Source organism: Pseudomonas sp. KH_017, from assembly GCF_057840285.1.
The window spans coordinates 2,441,922-2,455,407 of the sequence record NZ_CM174509.1 but is presented as its reverse complement, the minus strand read 5'-3'; the positions used below and the strand labels follow the sequence as shown (position 1 = coordinate 2,455,407).

14 protein-coding genes are annotated in these 13,486 nt (G+C 61.8%); 8 read left to right on the top strand and 6 right to left on the bottom strand.

What is annotated here, in order from left to right; translation table 11 throughout:
* Positions 1–2 precede the first annotated feature (2 nt).
* Complete coding sequence (locus AC3IT6_RS11165) at positions 3–833, bottom strand: HvfB family MNIO-type RiPP peptide maturase (protein ID WP_489355487.1); 831 nt, start codon at positions 831–833, stop codon at positions 3–5.
* Between the two features lie 352 nt (positions 834–1,185).
* Here AC3IT6_RS11165 and AC3IT6_RS11160 point away from each other — a divergent pair, with 352 nt between their 5' ends.
* Both AC3IT6_RS11160 and AC3IT6_RS11155 read left to right on the top strand, forming a co-directional pair.
* Entirely contained in the window at positions 1,186–2,232 is a 1,047-nt protein-coding gene (locus AC3IT6_RS11160) for a class I SAM-dependent methyltransferase (RefSeq protein WP_489355485.1), read from the top strand.
* Positions 2,233–2,372: 140 nt separating this feature from the next.
* Positions 2,373–3,215: an NAD-dependent protein deacetylase gene (locus tag AC3IT6_RS11155; RefSeq protein WP_489355483.1), complete on the top strand. Its 843-nt coding sequence runs from the start codon at positions 2,373–2,375 to the stop codon at positions 3,213–3,215.
* A 115-nt stretch (positions 3,216–3,330) separates the two neighbouring features.
* Here AC3IT6_RS11155 and AC3IT6_RS11150 read toward each other — a convergent pair whose 3' ends face one another.
* Positions 3,331–4,233 carry a LysR family transcriptional regulator gene (locus tag AC3IT6_RS11150; protein ID WP_223449162.1) on the bottom strand — a complete coding sequence of 301 codons (903 nt, stop codon included), beginning with the start codon at positions 4,231–4,233 and terminating at the stop codon, positions 3,331–3,333.
* 175 nt (positions 4,234–4,408) lie between these two features.
* On the opposite strand from AC3IT6_RS11150, the gene AC3IT6_RS11145 reads away from it, so the two are divergent.
* Genes AC3IT6_RS11145 through AC3IT6_RS11135 form a run of 3 tightly spaced genes read left to right on the top strand, consistent with a single transcriptional unit; the run spans position 4,409 to position 7,002 of the window.
* Positions 4,409–5,107: a CoA transferase subunit A gene (locus AC3IT6_RS11145; RefSeq protein WP_046043267.1), complete on the top strand. Its 699-nt coding sequence runs from the start codon at positions 4,409–4,411 to the stop codon at positions 5,105–5,107.
* Between the two features lie 36 nt (positions 5,108–5,143).
* Positions 5,144–5,809 (top strand): CoA transferase subunit B, encoded by a 666-nt coding sequence (locus tag AC3IT6_RS11140; RefSeq protein WP_008026717.1) that lies wholly within the window; start codon positions 5,144–5,146, stop codon positions 5,807–5,809.
* A gap of 11 nt (positions 5,810–5,820) precedes the next feature.
* A complete protein-coding gene (locus AC3IT6_RS11135; protein WP_489355481.1) occupies positions 5,821–7,002 on the top strand; it encodes an acetyl-CoA C-acetyltransferase in 1,182 nt (393 codons plus the stop codon).
* Between the two features lie 325 nt (positions 7,003–7,327).
* Here the strand turns inward: AC3IT6_RS11135 and AC3IT6_RS11130 are convergent, their stop codons facing one another.
* Positions 7,328–7,858 (bottom strand): chalcone isomerase family protein, encoded by a 531-nt coding sequence (locus tag AC3IT6_RS11130; protein ID WP_489355473.1) that lies wholly within the window; start codon positions 7,856–7,858, stop codon positions 7,328–7,330.
* Positions 7,859–8,027: 169 nt separating this feature from the next.
* Between AC3IT6_RS11130 and AC3IT6_RS11125 the strand changes: the two genes are divergently transcribed.
* Complete coding sequence (locus AC3IT6_RS11125; protein ID WP_489356525.1) at positions 8,028–8,840, top strand: hypothetical protein; 813 nt, start codon at positions 8,028–8,030, stop codon at positions 8,838–8,840.
* 83 nt (positions 8,841–8,923) lie between these two features.
* The gene (locus AC3IT6_RS11120; protein WP_489355471.1) at positions 8,924–9,490 is read left to right on the top strand and encodes a hypothetical protein; all 567 of its coding nucleotides are present in this window, start codon (positions 8,924–8,926) and stop codon (positions 9,488–9,490) included.
* A 2-nt stretch (positions 9,491–9,492) separates the two neighbouring features.
* Here AC3IT6_RS11120 and AC3IT6_RS11115 read toward each other — a convergent pair whose 3' ends face one another.
* The 3 genes from AC3IT6_RS11115 to AC3IT6_RS11105 all read right to left on the bottom strand — a co-directional run bounded on the left by AC3IT6_RS11115 (position 9,493) and on the right by AC3IT6_RS11105 (position 12,484).
* Positions 9,493–10,209: an alpha/beta hydrolase gene (locus tag AC3IT6_RS11115; protein ID WP_489355469.1), complete on the bottom strand. Its 717-nt coding sequence runs from the start codon at positions 10,207–10,209 to the stop codon at positions 9,493–9,495.
* 183 nt (positions 10,210–10,392) lie between these two features.
* Positions 10,393–11,505, bottom strand: coding sequence for a succinylglutamate desuccinylase/aspartoacylase family protein (locus AC3IT6_RS11110; protein WP_489355467.1), 1,113 nt, complete (start codon positions 11,503–11,505; stop codon positions 10,393–10,395).
* 199 nt (positions 11,506–11,704) lie between these two features.
* Positions 11,705–12,484 carry an ABC transporter substrate-binding protein gene (locus AC3IT6_RS11105; protein ID WP_150752940.1) on the bottom strand — a complete coding sequence of 260 codons (780 nt, stop codon included), beginning with the start codon at positions 12,482–12,484 and terminating at the stop codon, positions 11,705–11,707.
* A gap of 329 nt (positions 12,485–12,813) precedes the next feature.
* Between AC3IT6_RS11105 and AC3IT6_RS11100 the strand changes: the two genes are divergently transcribed.
* The gene (locus AC3IT6_RS11100; protein ID WP_489355465.1) at positions 12,814–13,455 is read left to right on the top strand and encodes a type 1 glutamine amidotransferase; all 642 of its coding nucleotides are present in this window, start codon (positions 12,814–12,816) and stop codon (positions 13,453–13,455) included.
* Positions 13,456–13,486: the final 31 nt, after the last annotated feature.

Below are 13,486 nucleotides of genomic sequence, written 5' to 3'. Positions count from 1 at the left end.
GTTCAAACCTCCTGTTGCAAGCGGCGAATGGTCTGCAATTCCGCCACCAGTTCAGCGAATGCCGGAAAGTTGAAATCGCGCTCCAGCAAGGTCGGTTGCGCACCGAACCGGGCATAAGCCTGGGCCAGCAACGACCACACCGCCGGTTTGACCGAAGCGCCATGGGTGTCGATCTTCAAGGTGTCGGACTCGTCGAAATGCCCGGCAATGTGCATCGCCACCACCCGGCCCGAATCGATGCCAGCGAGAAACGCCTGCGGATCGAAGCCGTGGTTGATCGAATTGACGTAGACGTTATTGACGTCCAGCAACAGATCGCAATCGGCCTCGCGCAGCACGGCATTGGTGAAGGTCACCTCGTCCATGTCTTGCCGGGGCGCGGCGTAATAGGAAACGTTTTCCACCGCCAGACGCCGCCCGAGAATGTCCTGGGCCTGACGAATACGCGCCGCGACGTGGTGCACCGCTTCCTCGGTAAACGGCAGCGGCAACAGGTCGTACAGGTGACCATCATCGCTGCAATAGCTCAGATGCTCGCTGTACAGCGGCACGTTGTAGTGATCAAGGAAGCTGCGAACCTCATGCAGAAAGTCGACGTCCAGCGGCGACGGCCCGCCCAGGGACAGGGACAAACCGTGACAGGACAACGGATAGCGTTCAGCCAGGGCACGCAATGCCGCGCCGTGGGCACCGCCGATGCCAATCCAGTTTTCCGGTGCGACTTCCAGAAAGTCGAAATCGCCTGCGGGTGCGGCCTGGAGGTCTTTCATTAAACCGCGGCGCAGGCCCAGGCCTGCGCTAGCCTTGGCTACGGGGGGAGTGGAGCTCTGCATGGTGTCGATCTCACAAGATGTTCAAGGACGCGAGCCGGTACCCGCCATGAGACAGAGTTAATCGAAGGGGTGTATCAGGACTGTGTTCGGCTGGAGTCTGAAGTTGCGCGGGACTGTATCGAAAGGCCGGTGAGATACAGTGAGATACACAGCACAAATCCCCTGTGGGTCCGGTGTCCGTCAGGAACATGTAGCTTTCGTCGCGCCAGACCGCGCGGTACGGGGCCCGAACTAAACTTACTGCACACAGGGCCCACGTGGGGCCCTGTACATTCCCACGACCACCGCCCAGCGGCGAGCACCTCGCCAGACAATGCCCCTGGACCGTGATCCTGCTGAAGGAGCACACATGATGGACGAGGCCAGACTCAACGATTTCATGGGCAAACTGGTGAATGACATGGGCGGCGCGGCGATGCTCGCCAACGTCATCCTCGGTGAAGAACTCGGCCTGTATCGGGCGATGGCCGACAGTCAGCCGATCACCCCCGAAACCCTTGCCGAGAAAACCGGCTGCAACACTCGCCTGCTGCGCGAATGGCTCAGTGCCCACGCCGCCTCGGGCTACATGGAACACCGTGACGGCCAGTTCCGCCTCCCCGAAGAGCAGGCCATGGCTTTGGCAATCGAAGACTCACCGGTTTATGTGGCGGGCGGGATCGGCGTGGTCGCGTCGTTTTTCCATGACAAGGACAAACTGGTCAAAGCAATGCGCGGCGACGGCGCCCTGCCCTGGGGCGATCACCATCCATGCATGTTCAGCGGCACAGAACGCTTCTTCCGCCCCGGCTACAAAGCCCATTTGGTCGCCGAATGGTTGCCCGCCCTCGACGGCGTGGTGGCCAAACTGGAGGCCGGGGCCAAAGTAGCGGACATCGGCTGCGGCCATGGCGCCTCGACGGTGATCATGGCCCAGGCGTATCCGGATTCACGCTTCGTCGGTTTCGACTACCACGCGCCGTCCGTTACCGTTGCCACCCAACGGGCCGAAGAAGGGGGTGTGTCCGGCCGGGCCAGGTTCTTCCAAGGCAACGCAAAAAGCTACCCCGGCAGCGACTACGACCTGATCTGCTACTTCGACTGCCTGCACGACATGGGCGATCCGGTGGGTGCGGCCAAACATGCTTATGAGTCATTGAAGGACGACGGCACGGTGCTGCTGGTCGAGCCCTACGCCAACGATCTGCTCGACGACAACGTCAACCCGGTCGGACGCCTGTTCTACGCGGCGTCGACCTTCATCTGCACGCCCAACTCGCTGTCCCAGGAAGTCGGCCTCGGCCTGGGTGCCCAGGCAGGTGAAGCGCGGTTGCGCAAAGTGTTCAGCGAGGCCGGATTCACCCGTTTTCGCCGGGCCACGGAAACGCCGTTCAACCTGATTCTGGAGGCGCGTAAATAATCCCCGCGGTATCTCTGTAGGAGCGAGCTTGGTCCGGGCGGCGATCCGACGATAAGCGCGATCACACCGCGGGGTGTCAGGCTTACAGTGTTATCGTTGACGACCATCGCGAGCAAGCTCGCTCCTACAGGTTTCCCGGCATGCTCGACCGCCAGACACGTGACCAACTCGATCGCCTCCATCAGTTCATGGCCGACGCGCCGTTTGCTGTGCTGACCGGTGCCGGTATCAGCACGCCCTCGGGCATCCCGGATTATCGCGACAACCAGGGCGTGCGACGGGGCCGGCAGCCGATGATGTATCAGGAGTTTCTCTCGGCCCCGGAGTCCCGGCGGCGCTATTGGGCGCGGGCGATGCTCGGCTGGCCACGGGTGCGACTGGCACAGCCGAACGTGGCCCACGACACCCTGGCCCGTTTGCAAGGCACGCGGCAGATCAGCGGGTTGATCACCCAGAACGTCGACACCCTGCACGACCAGGCCGGCAGCCGTGACGTGATCGAACTCCACGGCAGTTTGCACCGGGTGTTGTGCCTGGATTGCGGCCGGCACAGCGAGCGCGATTCGATCCAGCACCTGATGGAAACACAGAACCCGTACCTGGCCGGCGTCGATGCGGTGCAGGCGCCGGACGGCGACACCTTGCTCGACCCGGCCTTCGAGGCACGCTTCCAGGTCCCCCGCTGCCCGCATTGCGCCGGGGAACGGATGAAGCCGGACGTGGTGTTTTTTGGCGAGAACGTCGCACAGGCCACGGCGGCCAAGGCGATGGCGACCGTCGAACAGGCTGCCGGGCTGTTGGTGGTTGGCTCGTCGTTGATGGCCTATTCGGCGTTTCGCTTGTGCCGGGCGGTGGTGGATCAGGGCAAGCCGTTGATTGCGATCAACCTGGGCAAGACCCGGGCCGATGAGATGCTGGACTTGAAGATCGAGGGGTCGTGCGAGCGGTTGTTGCCGATATTGGCGAAGCTACTTGGCAACTGACGAAACCCGATCCCTGTGGGAGCGGGCTTGCTCGCGAAAGCGGTGGGTCAGCCAATATCTCTATTGGATGTGCCGGCCTCTTCGCGAGCAAGCCCGCTCCCACAAGGGACTGTGCTCAGTTCATGGAGAAACGTTGCCCAAGGTTTTCCTCTTTCAGCACATCAAACAACGCCTGCGCCGCCGCCGACAGCTCTCCCCCAGGCAACGTCAACACCCCCAGCGCCCGCTCCACCACCGGGTCGCGCAAGGTAATGCAACGCGCACCCAGTTCACGCATCTGCCCGGCACACAAGGCCGGCACCGCGCTCACCCCCAAACCGCTTGCGACCATGCGCCCGACCGTCGCCAGTTGATGGCTTTCAAACTCCACCGGCAGCTTCATGCCCCGGGTCTGCAAGTGTTCTTCGAGCATCACCCGCACCGTCGACGGACGCTGCAAGGTAATGAACGGTTCCTTGAGCAGGGTCTGCCAGTCGATGTCATCGAGTTCGGCCAGCGCCGAATCCAGGGGCACCACGGCGACGAAGCGGTCGATGTACAACGGCGTGAATTGCAGCGACGAGCTCTGGGTCGGCTCGAACGCCACCCCAAGCTCCACCTGGCGGTCACGGACCATTTCCAGCACCTGCTCGTTGATCACGTCATTGACCGTCACGTTGACATTCGGATAACGGGCGCGGAAGGTCTTGAGGATCGGCGGCAGCAGGTTGCCGGCGAACGACGGCATCGCCGCCAGGGTCACGCGACCGCGCTGCAGGGTGAAGCGTTGGCGCATTTCATCCTCGACATTGTCCCAGTCGGCGATCAACCGGCGCGCCAGCGGCAGCAGGGATTCGCCTTCGGCGGTGAGCGCCACGTTGCGCGTGGTGCGGGTGAACAAGCGCCCGCCGAGGCCCTCCTCCAGCGCCTTGATGGTCAGGCTCAGGGCCGATTGCGACAGGTGCAGGCGCTCGCAGGCCACGGCAAAGCTCAGGCTCTGGGCCACGGCCAGAAAGGCGCGGATCTGCTTGACGGTCATAGTCGCTTCGCTCCAGTTGTAAGCTACAAGCTTCAAGCTGCAAGATTAAAGCAGCGATTTAATGAGCTTTATCAATCAATCAGATCTAAAAAACAACTTAACAAATGAATCTTGCAGCGAGACACTCCATTCCATTCGGCTAGCCAGCCGCCCACAAAGAATAAAAGAGGTGCATATGGCAGGTTTCGACAAGCGCGTGAGTTCCTACGAGGAAGCTCTGGCAGGTCTTGAAGACGGCATGACCGTGATCGCTGGCGGCTTCGGCCTGTGCGGGATCCCGGAAAACCTGATCAACGAGATCAAGCGCAAGGGCACCCGCGACCTCACCGTGGTTTCCAACAACTGCGGCGTCGACGGTTTCGGCCTCGGCGTACTGCTGACCGACCGCCAGATCAGCAAAGTGGTGGCCTCCTACGTCGGCGAAAACAAGCTGTTCGAAGAGCAACTGCTCAAGGGCGAAATCGAAGTCACCCTGACCCCGCAAGGCACCCTCGCTGAAAAAATGCGCGCAGGCGGTGCCGGCATCCCGGCCTTCTTCACCGCCACCGGCGTTGGCACGCCAGTCGCCGAAGGCAAGGAAGTACGCGAATTCCATGGCCGCAAGTACCTGATGGAAGAGTCCATCACCGGCGACTTCGCCATCGTCAAAGGCTGGAAAGCCGACCATTTCGGTAACGTGATCTATCGCCACACCGCGCAGAACTTCAACCCGCTGGCGGCCACCGCCGGCAAGATCACCGTGGTCGAAGTCGAAGAAATCGTTGAACCCGGCGAGCTGGACCCGGCGCAGATCCACACCCCTGGCATCTACGTCGACCGGATCATCTGCGGCACGTTCGAGAAGCGCATCGAACAGCGCACCGTGCGTAAGTGATCCCCTGCCCCCGGACCGAATGAAGGAATAACGACAATGGCACTTTCCCGCGAACAAATGGCTCAACGCGTCGCCCGCGAAATGCAGGACGGCTTCTACGTGAACCTGGGCATCGGCATTCCGACCCTGGTCGCCAACTACATCCCAGAAGGCATGGAAGTCATGCTGCAGTCGGAAAACGGCCTGCTGGGCATGGGTCCTTTTCCTACCGAAGAAACCATCGATGCCGACATGATCAACGCCGGCAAGCAAACCGTGACCGCACGTACCGGCGCGTCGATCTTCTCCTCCGCCGAGTCCTTCGCGATGATCCGCGGTGGTCATGTCGACCTGACCGTGCTGGGCGCCTTTGAAGTGGACGTGCAAGGCAACATCGCCTCGTGGATGATCCCGGGCAAACTGGTCAAGGGCATGGGCGGCGCGATGGACCTGGTTGCCGGCGCCGACAACATCATCGTCATCATGACCCACGCGTCCAAGGATGGTGAGTCCAAGCTGTTGTCCCAATGCAGCCTGCCGCTGACCGGCGCCGGGTGCATCAAGCGCGTACTGACCGACCTGGCTTACCTGGAAATCGAAAACGGCGCGTTCATTCTCAAAGAACGTGCACCGGGTGTCAGCGTCGAAGAGATCGTCGCCAAGACTGCCGGTAAACTGATCGTGCCGGACCACGTGCCGGAAATGCAGTTCGCTGCCCAGTGAGGAATCATTCCATGCAAGAAGTCGTCATTGTTGCCGCCACGCGCACCGCGATCGGCAGCTTCCAGGGATCCCTGGCCAATGTGTCCGCGGTTGACCTGGGCGCTGCGGTGATCCGTCAGCTGCTGGCGCAAACCGGCCTGGATCCTGCGCAAGTCGATGAAGTGATCATGGGCCAGGTGCTGACCGCCGGCGCCGGGCAAAACCCTGCGCGCCAGGCCGCGATCAAGGCCGGCCTGCCCTTCGCTGTACCGGCCATGACTTTGAACAAGGTCTGCGGCTCGGGTCTTAAAGCCCTGCACCTGGGCGCCCAGGCGATTCGCTGCGGCGACGCCGAGGTGATCATCGCCGGTGGCCAGGAAAACATGAGCCTGGCCAACTACGTCATGCCCGGTGCCCGTACCGGCCTGCGCATGGGCAACGGGCAAATCGTCGACACCATGATCAGCGATGGCCTGTGGGATGCGTTCAACGATTTCCACATGGGCATCACCGCCGAGAACCTGGCCGAGAAATACAGCCTGAGCCGCGAGCAGCAGGACGCGTTCGCCGCCGCCTCGCAGCAGAAAGCCGTGGCGGCGATCGAAGCCGGGCGCTTCGTCGATGAAATCACGCCGATCCTGATCCCGCAGCGCAAGGGCGATCCGCTGTCCTTCGCCACCGACGAGCAGCCACGGGCCGGCACCACCGCCGAATCCCTGGGCAAGCTCAAGCCAGCCTTCAAGAAGGACGGCTCGGTGACCGCCGGCAACGCTTCGTCGCTGAACGACGGTGCCGCGGCCGTGATCCTGATGAGCGCGGAAAAAGCCAAGGCCCTCGGCCTGCCGGTCCTGGCGAAAATTGCCTCCTACGCCAACGCAGGCGTCGATCCGGCGATCATGGGTATCGGCCCGGTGTCGGCCACTCGCCGCTGCCTGGACAAGGCCGGCTGGAACATCGATCAACTGGACCTGATCGAAGCCAACGAAGCCTTTGCCGCCCAATCCCTGGCGGTGGCCAAGGACCTGGAATGGGACTTGAACAAGGTCAACGTCAACGGCGGGGCCATTGCCCTGGGTCACCCGATCGGTGCCTCGGGTTGCCGCGTGCTGGTGACCCTGCTGCATGAAATGCTCAAGCGTGACGCCAAGAAAGGCCTCGCCACCCTGTGTATCGGTGGTGGTCAGGGCGTGGCACTGGCGCTCGAACGGGCGTAAGCCAACAGCGTTCAACAGACGGCGCGGGGACCCACGAAGATCCGTGACCGTCTGGAAAAACACCCGGTGCGATGCAAGTCGCACCGGGTTCTTTTTTGTCTGTGTTTTTTTCAGTTAGACCGCGTCATCGTTCTTCGTCGGAACGCCGCCCGGAGCAAGCCCGCTCCCACAATTGACCAAGTTGTCCAGACGAACGCGATCCACTGTGGGAGCGGGCTTGCTCGCGAAGGGGCCCGACGAGTTACCCCAAAAACTGCAGAATCAACCAACCGTTCGCCCCACTGATCACCACAAACCTCGGGCCAGGCCCGGCAAAACGCAAAGTCTACGGGGCCGCGCCCAGCAACTGCTGGCGCAACTCGGGGTTGTTGGTACGCGGATCGAGCCAGATGGCAAAAAACGCCTTGGCGAATTGCAGGTCCTGCACATCACGCAGTAACTGCTGACCGAGAAAAAACCGCGCGCCCTGCCCCGGCAGATAGACACCGGTCAGCCGCGTGCCGGCCTGCACGTCGACGAACGACTGGTGCATCTGCGCCTGCCAGGACGCCAGTTGCTCGGCACTGACCGAGGTGCCGGCGAGTCGCTTGATTTCCCTGACGCTGGCGTTCACCAGGTCATCACGGGAAATGCTGCGCTGGTAGATCAGCTCCAGAGCGAACGGCTGATCGCCCGCCAGGGGCCGCGAGGTACTCCAGAGCCGTGCGCTGTAGACATCGAAGCCGTACTTGCGAAACTCACCACTGCCGAGGATTTGCGCACCGGGCAGCGAATCCTGCCAATTGGCCAGGGCCTGGCAGCTCAGCAAGACAAGCAGCCACAGACCATGGCGCAGCGGTGTTCGTTGGCGGTTCATGGCAGATTGGCCTCATCGCGGGATGCCCAAAAAAACGTATACGCAATAGACCCTTTCGTACAATTTCCAATAATGGCTCTATTTTTGTATACAAAATGCACATACACATAAAGCAATCTATCCGATGCAATGTTACCGTTGCCACCTCACACAGGTCGGAGATGTGCGCGTGTTGATCCTCAAGTTGCTGGTGATCCCAAGCTTCCTGCTACTGATTTCCCTGGCTGGCAAACGCTGGGGGCCGAGCGTGGCCGGTTGGTTGTCGGGGTTGCCGGTGGTGGTCGGGCCGATCCTTTTGTTCCTCGCCCTCGAACAAGGCCAGGCGTTCGCCGCGCAATCGGCCACCGCCGCGCTGTCAGCCATGTTCGCGATGATCGCGTTCTGCGTGACCTACGCCCAGGTCGCACAACGGGCCGGATGGCCGCTGGCGTTGATGATCTCGCTGTCGGTCTGGGCGCTGGTGGCGGTTGCCCTCTCACTGATCCCGCCCTCCCTGGTGTTTTCGGTGTGCGCCGCCGCCACCGCGCTGCTCGCCGCGCCGTACCTGTTCCCCACCGTGCAACCGGTGCTCAGTGGCCCGGCGCCGAAATCCGACAAGCTCCTGTTGCGCATGGTGGCCGGTGCATTGCTCACCCTGGTCGTCACGCTGCTGGCCAGCACCGTCGGCGACCGCTGGAGCGGCCTGCTGGCGGTGTTCCCGGTATTGGGCAGCGTGATGGCGGTGTTCTCCCAGCAAACCCGTGGCCCGGCCTTTACCGCCGCGCTGCTGCGCGCTACCGCCACCGGCATGTACTCGTTCGCCGCCTTCTGCCTGGTGTTGGCCCTGGCCCTGCCGACGATGGGAATGAACGCTTTTGTGCTGGGCGTCGCGGTGTCGGTGACCATGCTGGGCGTGACCAAGCGTCTGCTGGCGCGGCCGGTTGGCTGTGCTGAACTTTGTGACAAGCCCCCTCGCCACGGGAAAGCGACCTCACCCAAGTGACCGCTCGGTAGAGCACGCTGGAATGCATCACAACCTCCATGGGATGATCGCGCCCCACCGCGCGCCCATCCCTGGAGATTCCGATGTCATTGTTGAGTAAAAGAGCCCTTGTCCTGCTGCTGGCCGCCGCTACCGGCCTTGGGGCTTTGAATGCGCAGGCCGCCAAGGCCGCTTCCAGCGATGCGCCCGCCCACAAAGTCTCGATGCTCGGCGACAAGTTCACCTTCAACCTGCCCAAGGGTTTCATCGCCAACCCGCTGCCCGCCAGCCCGGACGGTGCCAGTGGCACCCTGTACAGCAATGAAACCACCAAGACCGTGGTGATCGCCGCTGAAAACACCCTGCCCAACGGTGTCAGCGTCAAGGACAACGACGGCGGGTTCCTCGACGGCACCGTGGCCGATTTCGAAGCGGCGCAACACACATCACTGCCCGACTACAACAAGCTCAGCGAGAAAGCCCTGACCCGGACAACCGGGCTGGGCCTGCGCCAGATCGACGGCACTGCCACGCAGGGCGGCGGCATGACCCTCACCACCACGCTGATGGCGGCATCCGGCACTCGCATGGCAGTGATCCAGGTGATTTCCCGCCCAGGCGACATGGCGGCCCACGAAACCCTGGTCAAACAGATCGTCAGCGGGAAATAAGGCTAAGGGTTCAGACGCTGCAACCAGGCGCTCAAGTCCTGTATCTCGTCGGCGCTGATGCTGTGACCGACACCGGGGTAGGCGTGAAACTCGGGCTCGAGTGACACGCTCTGCAGCAGGCTGTTGGCTTCGGTGCCGTCGCTCAATGGCAGGCGTTTGTCCTGCTCGCCATGACCGATGAAAATCGCCAGCGACTGGCGTTTTTCATCCGGTTGGAGCTCGGACTTGAGCACCGGCAGAATCCGCCCGCTCAACGCAGCGATCCCACCGAACGCCTCGGGATGTCGCAGGCCTGTTTCGTAGGACATGATCGCGCCCTGGCTGAAGCCGACCAGGAACACCTTCTCGGGTTCGGTGTGATATTTCTTCGTGGCCTGTGCGACGAAATCCAGCAGTAACTGGCCGCTGGACTTCAGATCATCGGTCTCGCCGTTGTAGGCCCCTTCGCCCTTCTTGCGAAACCACTGATAGCTACCCGCCTCCATCACCAAGGGTGCCCGCACTGACAGGTAAGTGTAGGACGCGGGCAAGTCATCCTTGATGCCGAACAGGTCCTGCTCGTTACTGCCGTAACCGTGGAGGAAAATCACCAAGGGTTGATGGTTCGAATCGGAGCTGGCCTGCTCCAGGTACTTGAGCGGCAAGTCGGTTTGCAGCGGGGTTTGGGCGTGGACGGCAGTGGATACCAGGAGCGTGAGCAGCGCGAGCATCTTCAACATGGGTCTTCCTTCACTGAATGCAGGATTCGGGGAAGAGCCTAACACTGCTCAGTAGGCAGGAACATCTCGGGCGTGGCTGATGCCGTCTTCGCGAGCAAGCCCGCTCCCACATTTGAAATGCATTCAACTGTGGGAGCGGGCTTGCTCGCGAAGAGGCCAGTACAGACAAAGAAAATTCCTGGCTCAGTCGTTGATCAACTTGCCCACCCGAATCGGCTCCCGCCCGGCGACCTTCGCCTGCCAGCTGCCGGGCTGGGTGTAGCGTCCACGATCGATAGCAAACAGCACGCCACTGGTGCCGGCCTGCACGGTGGTGACCTTGTCGCTCAACGGGTCGACCACCTCGAACAGTGCATCGCCCTTCTCCACCCACTCCCCGGCCTCACGCAGGAAGCTGACCACGCCGTGATGCGGGGCGAACAGGTATTGGGTGCCTTCCAATGGCATGCCTTCACAGAATTCGGCCGGTGCCGCCGGCCAGGTGCCGGAGATGAAACCCTGCTCGGCGAGGAACCCGAGGATGGCCTCGCAATTGGCTTGGGCCTGGTCGACCCGGGTGTCACCCATGCTGCCCAGCTCCAGGGTGGTCGCCAGGTTGGCCGGTGGAATCGCCGCCGCCGGGAACGCCCTGGCCAAGCGCAACCATGGTGCAGAACAGGATTCATCGAACGAGCTGCCGCCGGAGTCTTCACACAACAACGCCACGCCGGCCTTCAAGCGCGCCGCCAGGGATTGCCATTGCGGCCAGTGCTGCGGCAACGCGTAGATGTGGATCGCGGCGTCGAAGTCGCAATGCAGATCGAGGGTGATGTCGGCGTCGCAGGCATGGCGCAGCAACAGGCGGTGCATGGCTTCCAGCTGCGATGGCGCTGCCGGCAAGCCGTCGAGGACCTGGCCCATGGTCTGGCGAATCAGCGCGATGTTGGCCTGGGCATCGGTGCCGAGACGATCACCGATCAACGCAGCCACCGGCGCACTGAGTTCGACGAACGAGCGGTTGAAGTTCTTGCCGCTGCCGAGCTCGAAACGCCCCAGGTGGCTGCCTTGCAAGTGCTGGTCGAGGCCAATGGGATTGGCCACCGGCACCAGTTCGATCACACCGTTCAGTTGTCCCTGCTGTTCAAGTTCGGCCAGGCGTTTCTTCAACTCCCAGGCCGTGCGCATGCCCGGCAATTCGTCGGCGTGCAGGCTGGCCTGGATGTACACCTTGCGCGTGCCTGCGCCATAACGAAACACGCTGAGGGTGCGCTCGCTGCCCAGGTGGCTCCAGGGCAGTTGGTGGTCGATGCGTTGCATGGAAATACTCCTGAATAGCAAGGTCACCATTGTGGGAGCGGGCTTGCTCGCGAAGGCGTCGGTACATTCAACATCACTGTTGCCTGACACGACGCCTTCGCGAGCAAGCCCGCTCCCACAGGTCTCTCTGTGCTGAAAATGATTGCACAAAAAAAATGGCAACCGCGCCTGACGGTTGCCACTTTTCCAAACGGCTGGATTACTCGCCGTAAACGTCAAACTTGAAGTACTTGTCCTGCACTTGCTTGTACTTGCCGTTGGCGCGGATTTCGGTGATCGCTGTGTTGAATTTCTCGGCCAGGGCGGTATCGCCCTTGCGCACGGCAATGCCGGCGCCGCCACCGAAGTATTTCGGATCGTTGTACTCAGGACCGACGAAGGCAAAACCTTTACCGGCGTCGGTTTTCAGGAAACCGTCGTCCAGGTTGACCGAGTCGGCCAGCAGCGCGTCAATGCGGCCAGACACCATGTCCAGGTTGGCTTCCTGCTGGGAGCCGTAGCGCACCAGGACAATCCCTGCCGGTTGCAGCACTTCAGTGGCGAAGCGGTCGTGGGTACTGGCGCGCAGCACACCGACTTTCTTGCCCTTGAGTTCGGTCAGCGGGTCCTTGACGTCGCTGCCTTCCTTCATCACGAAGCGCGCCGGGGTGTGGTAGTACTTGATGGTGAAGTCGACGTTCTTCTTGCGGTCGTCAGTGATGGTCATGGACGACAGGATGGCGTCGATTTTCTTGACCTTCAGCGCAGGGATCAGGCCGTCGAACTCTTGCTCGACCCAGGTGCACTTGACTTTCATCTGCTCGCACAGCGCATCGCCGATGTCCACGTCGAAACCGGTGAGTTTGCCGTCAGGGGTTTTCATCGAGAATGGCGGGTAGCCGGCTTCGATACCGATGCGGATCGGCTTGGCGTCTTCAGCCACGGCGGTCAGGGACAACATCGACAGTGCCAGGGCACCGAACATCACTAGCTTCTTCATTTATAACTCCTGTGTGCGGAGGCTTTTATTGGCAGCTTCGATTGGCAGCGTTCGGTCTCGCTTCGTGAGCGGGAACCGAAGTGGCCGGCAGTCTAGAGCGGCTACAGGAGGGCAAATTACGCCGAGGCGACAAATATTTATAGAAAAGTGGCACCCGGAGGGAGGTGTCGAGGTGAACACGCCATGACGGTGCAAAGACTGTCAGACATACCGCGCTTTCAGAACGGACCTACAGGTTTTCAGGCGTAATCCGACAGAATGGGACGACTGGCGATGCCCGGTGTTTTGCGGCACATTGAGCGCCCTAGCGTCCCATCGAGAGTAGCGTGATGCCAACGTTGAACCTGATCCAGCACCACCCCGCCGAAGGTCCGGGCGCTATCGCCATCTGGGCCGAATCCCGAGGGCTGACGCTGAAGGTGTTTCGCGCCGACCTCGGCCAATTGCCGCCCGTCAACGCCGATCCCGTGATCCTGTTGGGCGGGCCTTACGAATCCAATGCCGGTCCGGCCTGGCTGGAAGCCGAACGGCAATGGCTCAGAGGCAGTCTGGATCAGGACGCGGCTGTGTTCGCCATATGCTTGGGGGCACAGTTGCTGGCGTTGAGCATGGGCGGGAATGTACGGCGGATGGACCGGAGCGAAACCGGATGGACCACCGTAAGCTTTATCGATGGGCAAACGCTGAAGGTGCTGGAGTGGCACGAAGACGTCATCGACCTGCCGCCTGCCGCGCAGCTGTTGGCCAGCAGCGAGCACTGTGCGCAGCAGATGTACCGCGCCGGGCCGACGCGGCTGGGGTTGCAGTTTCATCCGGAGTGGAACGCCGAGTCGGTGGCCCTGCTCAATGCGCATTTTGGCGATGATTCGCCGTTGCCACGGGGGCCGCAGGAGACTGAAGCTTACGCAGCAGTCGCCAAGTGGTTAGAGGCAACGCTGGATGAGTGGTGGGCGGCCACTTCCTTTCGCTGAAATACATACCTGTGGCGAGGGGGCTTGGGTA

Excerpts from the sequence above, each read along its gene's own strand:
- AC3IT6_RS11165 (WP_489355487.1), bottom strand. The coding sequence starts at position 833 with ATGCAGAGCTCCACTCCCCCCGTAGCCAAGGCTAGCGCAGGCCTGGGC.
- AC3IT6_RS11160 (WP_489355485.1), top strand. The coding sequence starts at position 1,186 with ATGGACGAGGCCAGACTCAACGATTTCATGGGCAAACTGGTGAATGAC.
- AC3IT6_RS11155 (WP_489355483.1), top strand. The coding sequence starts at position 2,373 with ATGCTCGACCGCCAGACACGTGACCAACTCGATCGCCTCCATCAGTTC.
- AC3IT6_RS11150 (WP_223449162.1), bottom strand. The coding sequence starts at position 4,233 with ATGACCGTCAAGCAGATCCGCGCCTTTCTGGCCGTGGCCCAGAGCCTG.
- AC3IT6_RS11145 (WP_046043267.1), top strand. The coding sequence starts at position 4,409 with ATGGCAGGTTTCGACAAGCGCGTGAGTTCCTACGAGGAAGCTCTGGCA.
- AC3IT6_RS11140 (WP_008026717.1), top strand. The coding sequence starts at position 5,144 with ATGGCACTTTCCCGCGAACAAATGGCTCAACGCGTCGCCCGCGAAATG.
- AC3IT6_RS11135 (WP_489355481.1), top strand. The coding sequence starts at position 5,821 with ATGCAAGAAGTCGTCATTGTTGCCGCCACGCGCACCGCGATCGGCAGC.
- AC3IT6_RS11130 (WP_489355473.1), bottom strand. The coding sequence starts at position 7,858 with ATGAACCGCCAACGAACACCGCTGCGCCATGGTCTGTGGCTGCTTGTC.
- AC3IT6_RS11120 (WP_489355471.1), top strand. The coding sequence starts at position 8,924 with ATGTCATTGTTGAGTAAAAGAGCCCTTGTCCTGCTGCTGGCCGCCGCT.
- AC3IT6_RS11115 (WP_489355469.1), bottom strand. The coding sequence starts at position 10,209 with ATGTTGAAGATGCTCGCGCTGCTCACGCTCCTGGTATCCACTGCCGTC.
- AC3IT6_RS11110 (WP_489355467.1), bottom strand. The coding sequence starts at position 11,505 with ATGCAACGCATCGACCACCAACTGCCCTGGAGCCACCTGGGCAGCGAG.
- AC3IT6_RS11105 (WP_150752940.1), bottom strand. The coding sequence starts at position 12,484 with ATGAAGAAGCTAGTGATGTTCGGTGCCCTGGCACTGTCGATGTTGTCC.
- AC3IT6_RS11100 (WP_489355465.1), top strand. The coding sequence starts at position 12,814 with ATGCCAACGTTGAACCTGATCCAGCACCACCCCGCCGAAGGTCCGGGC.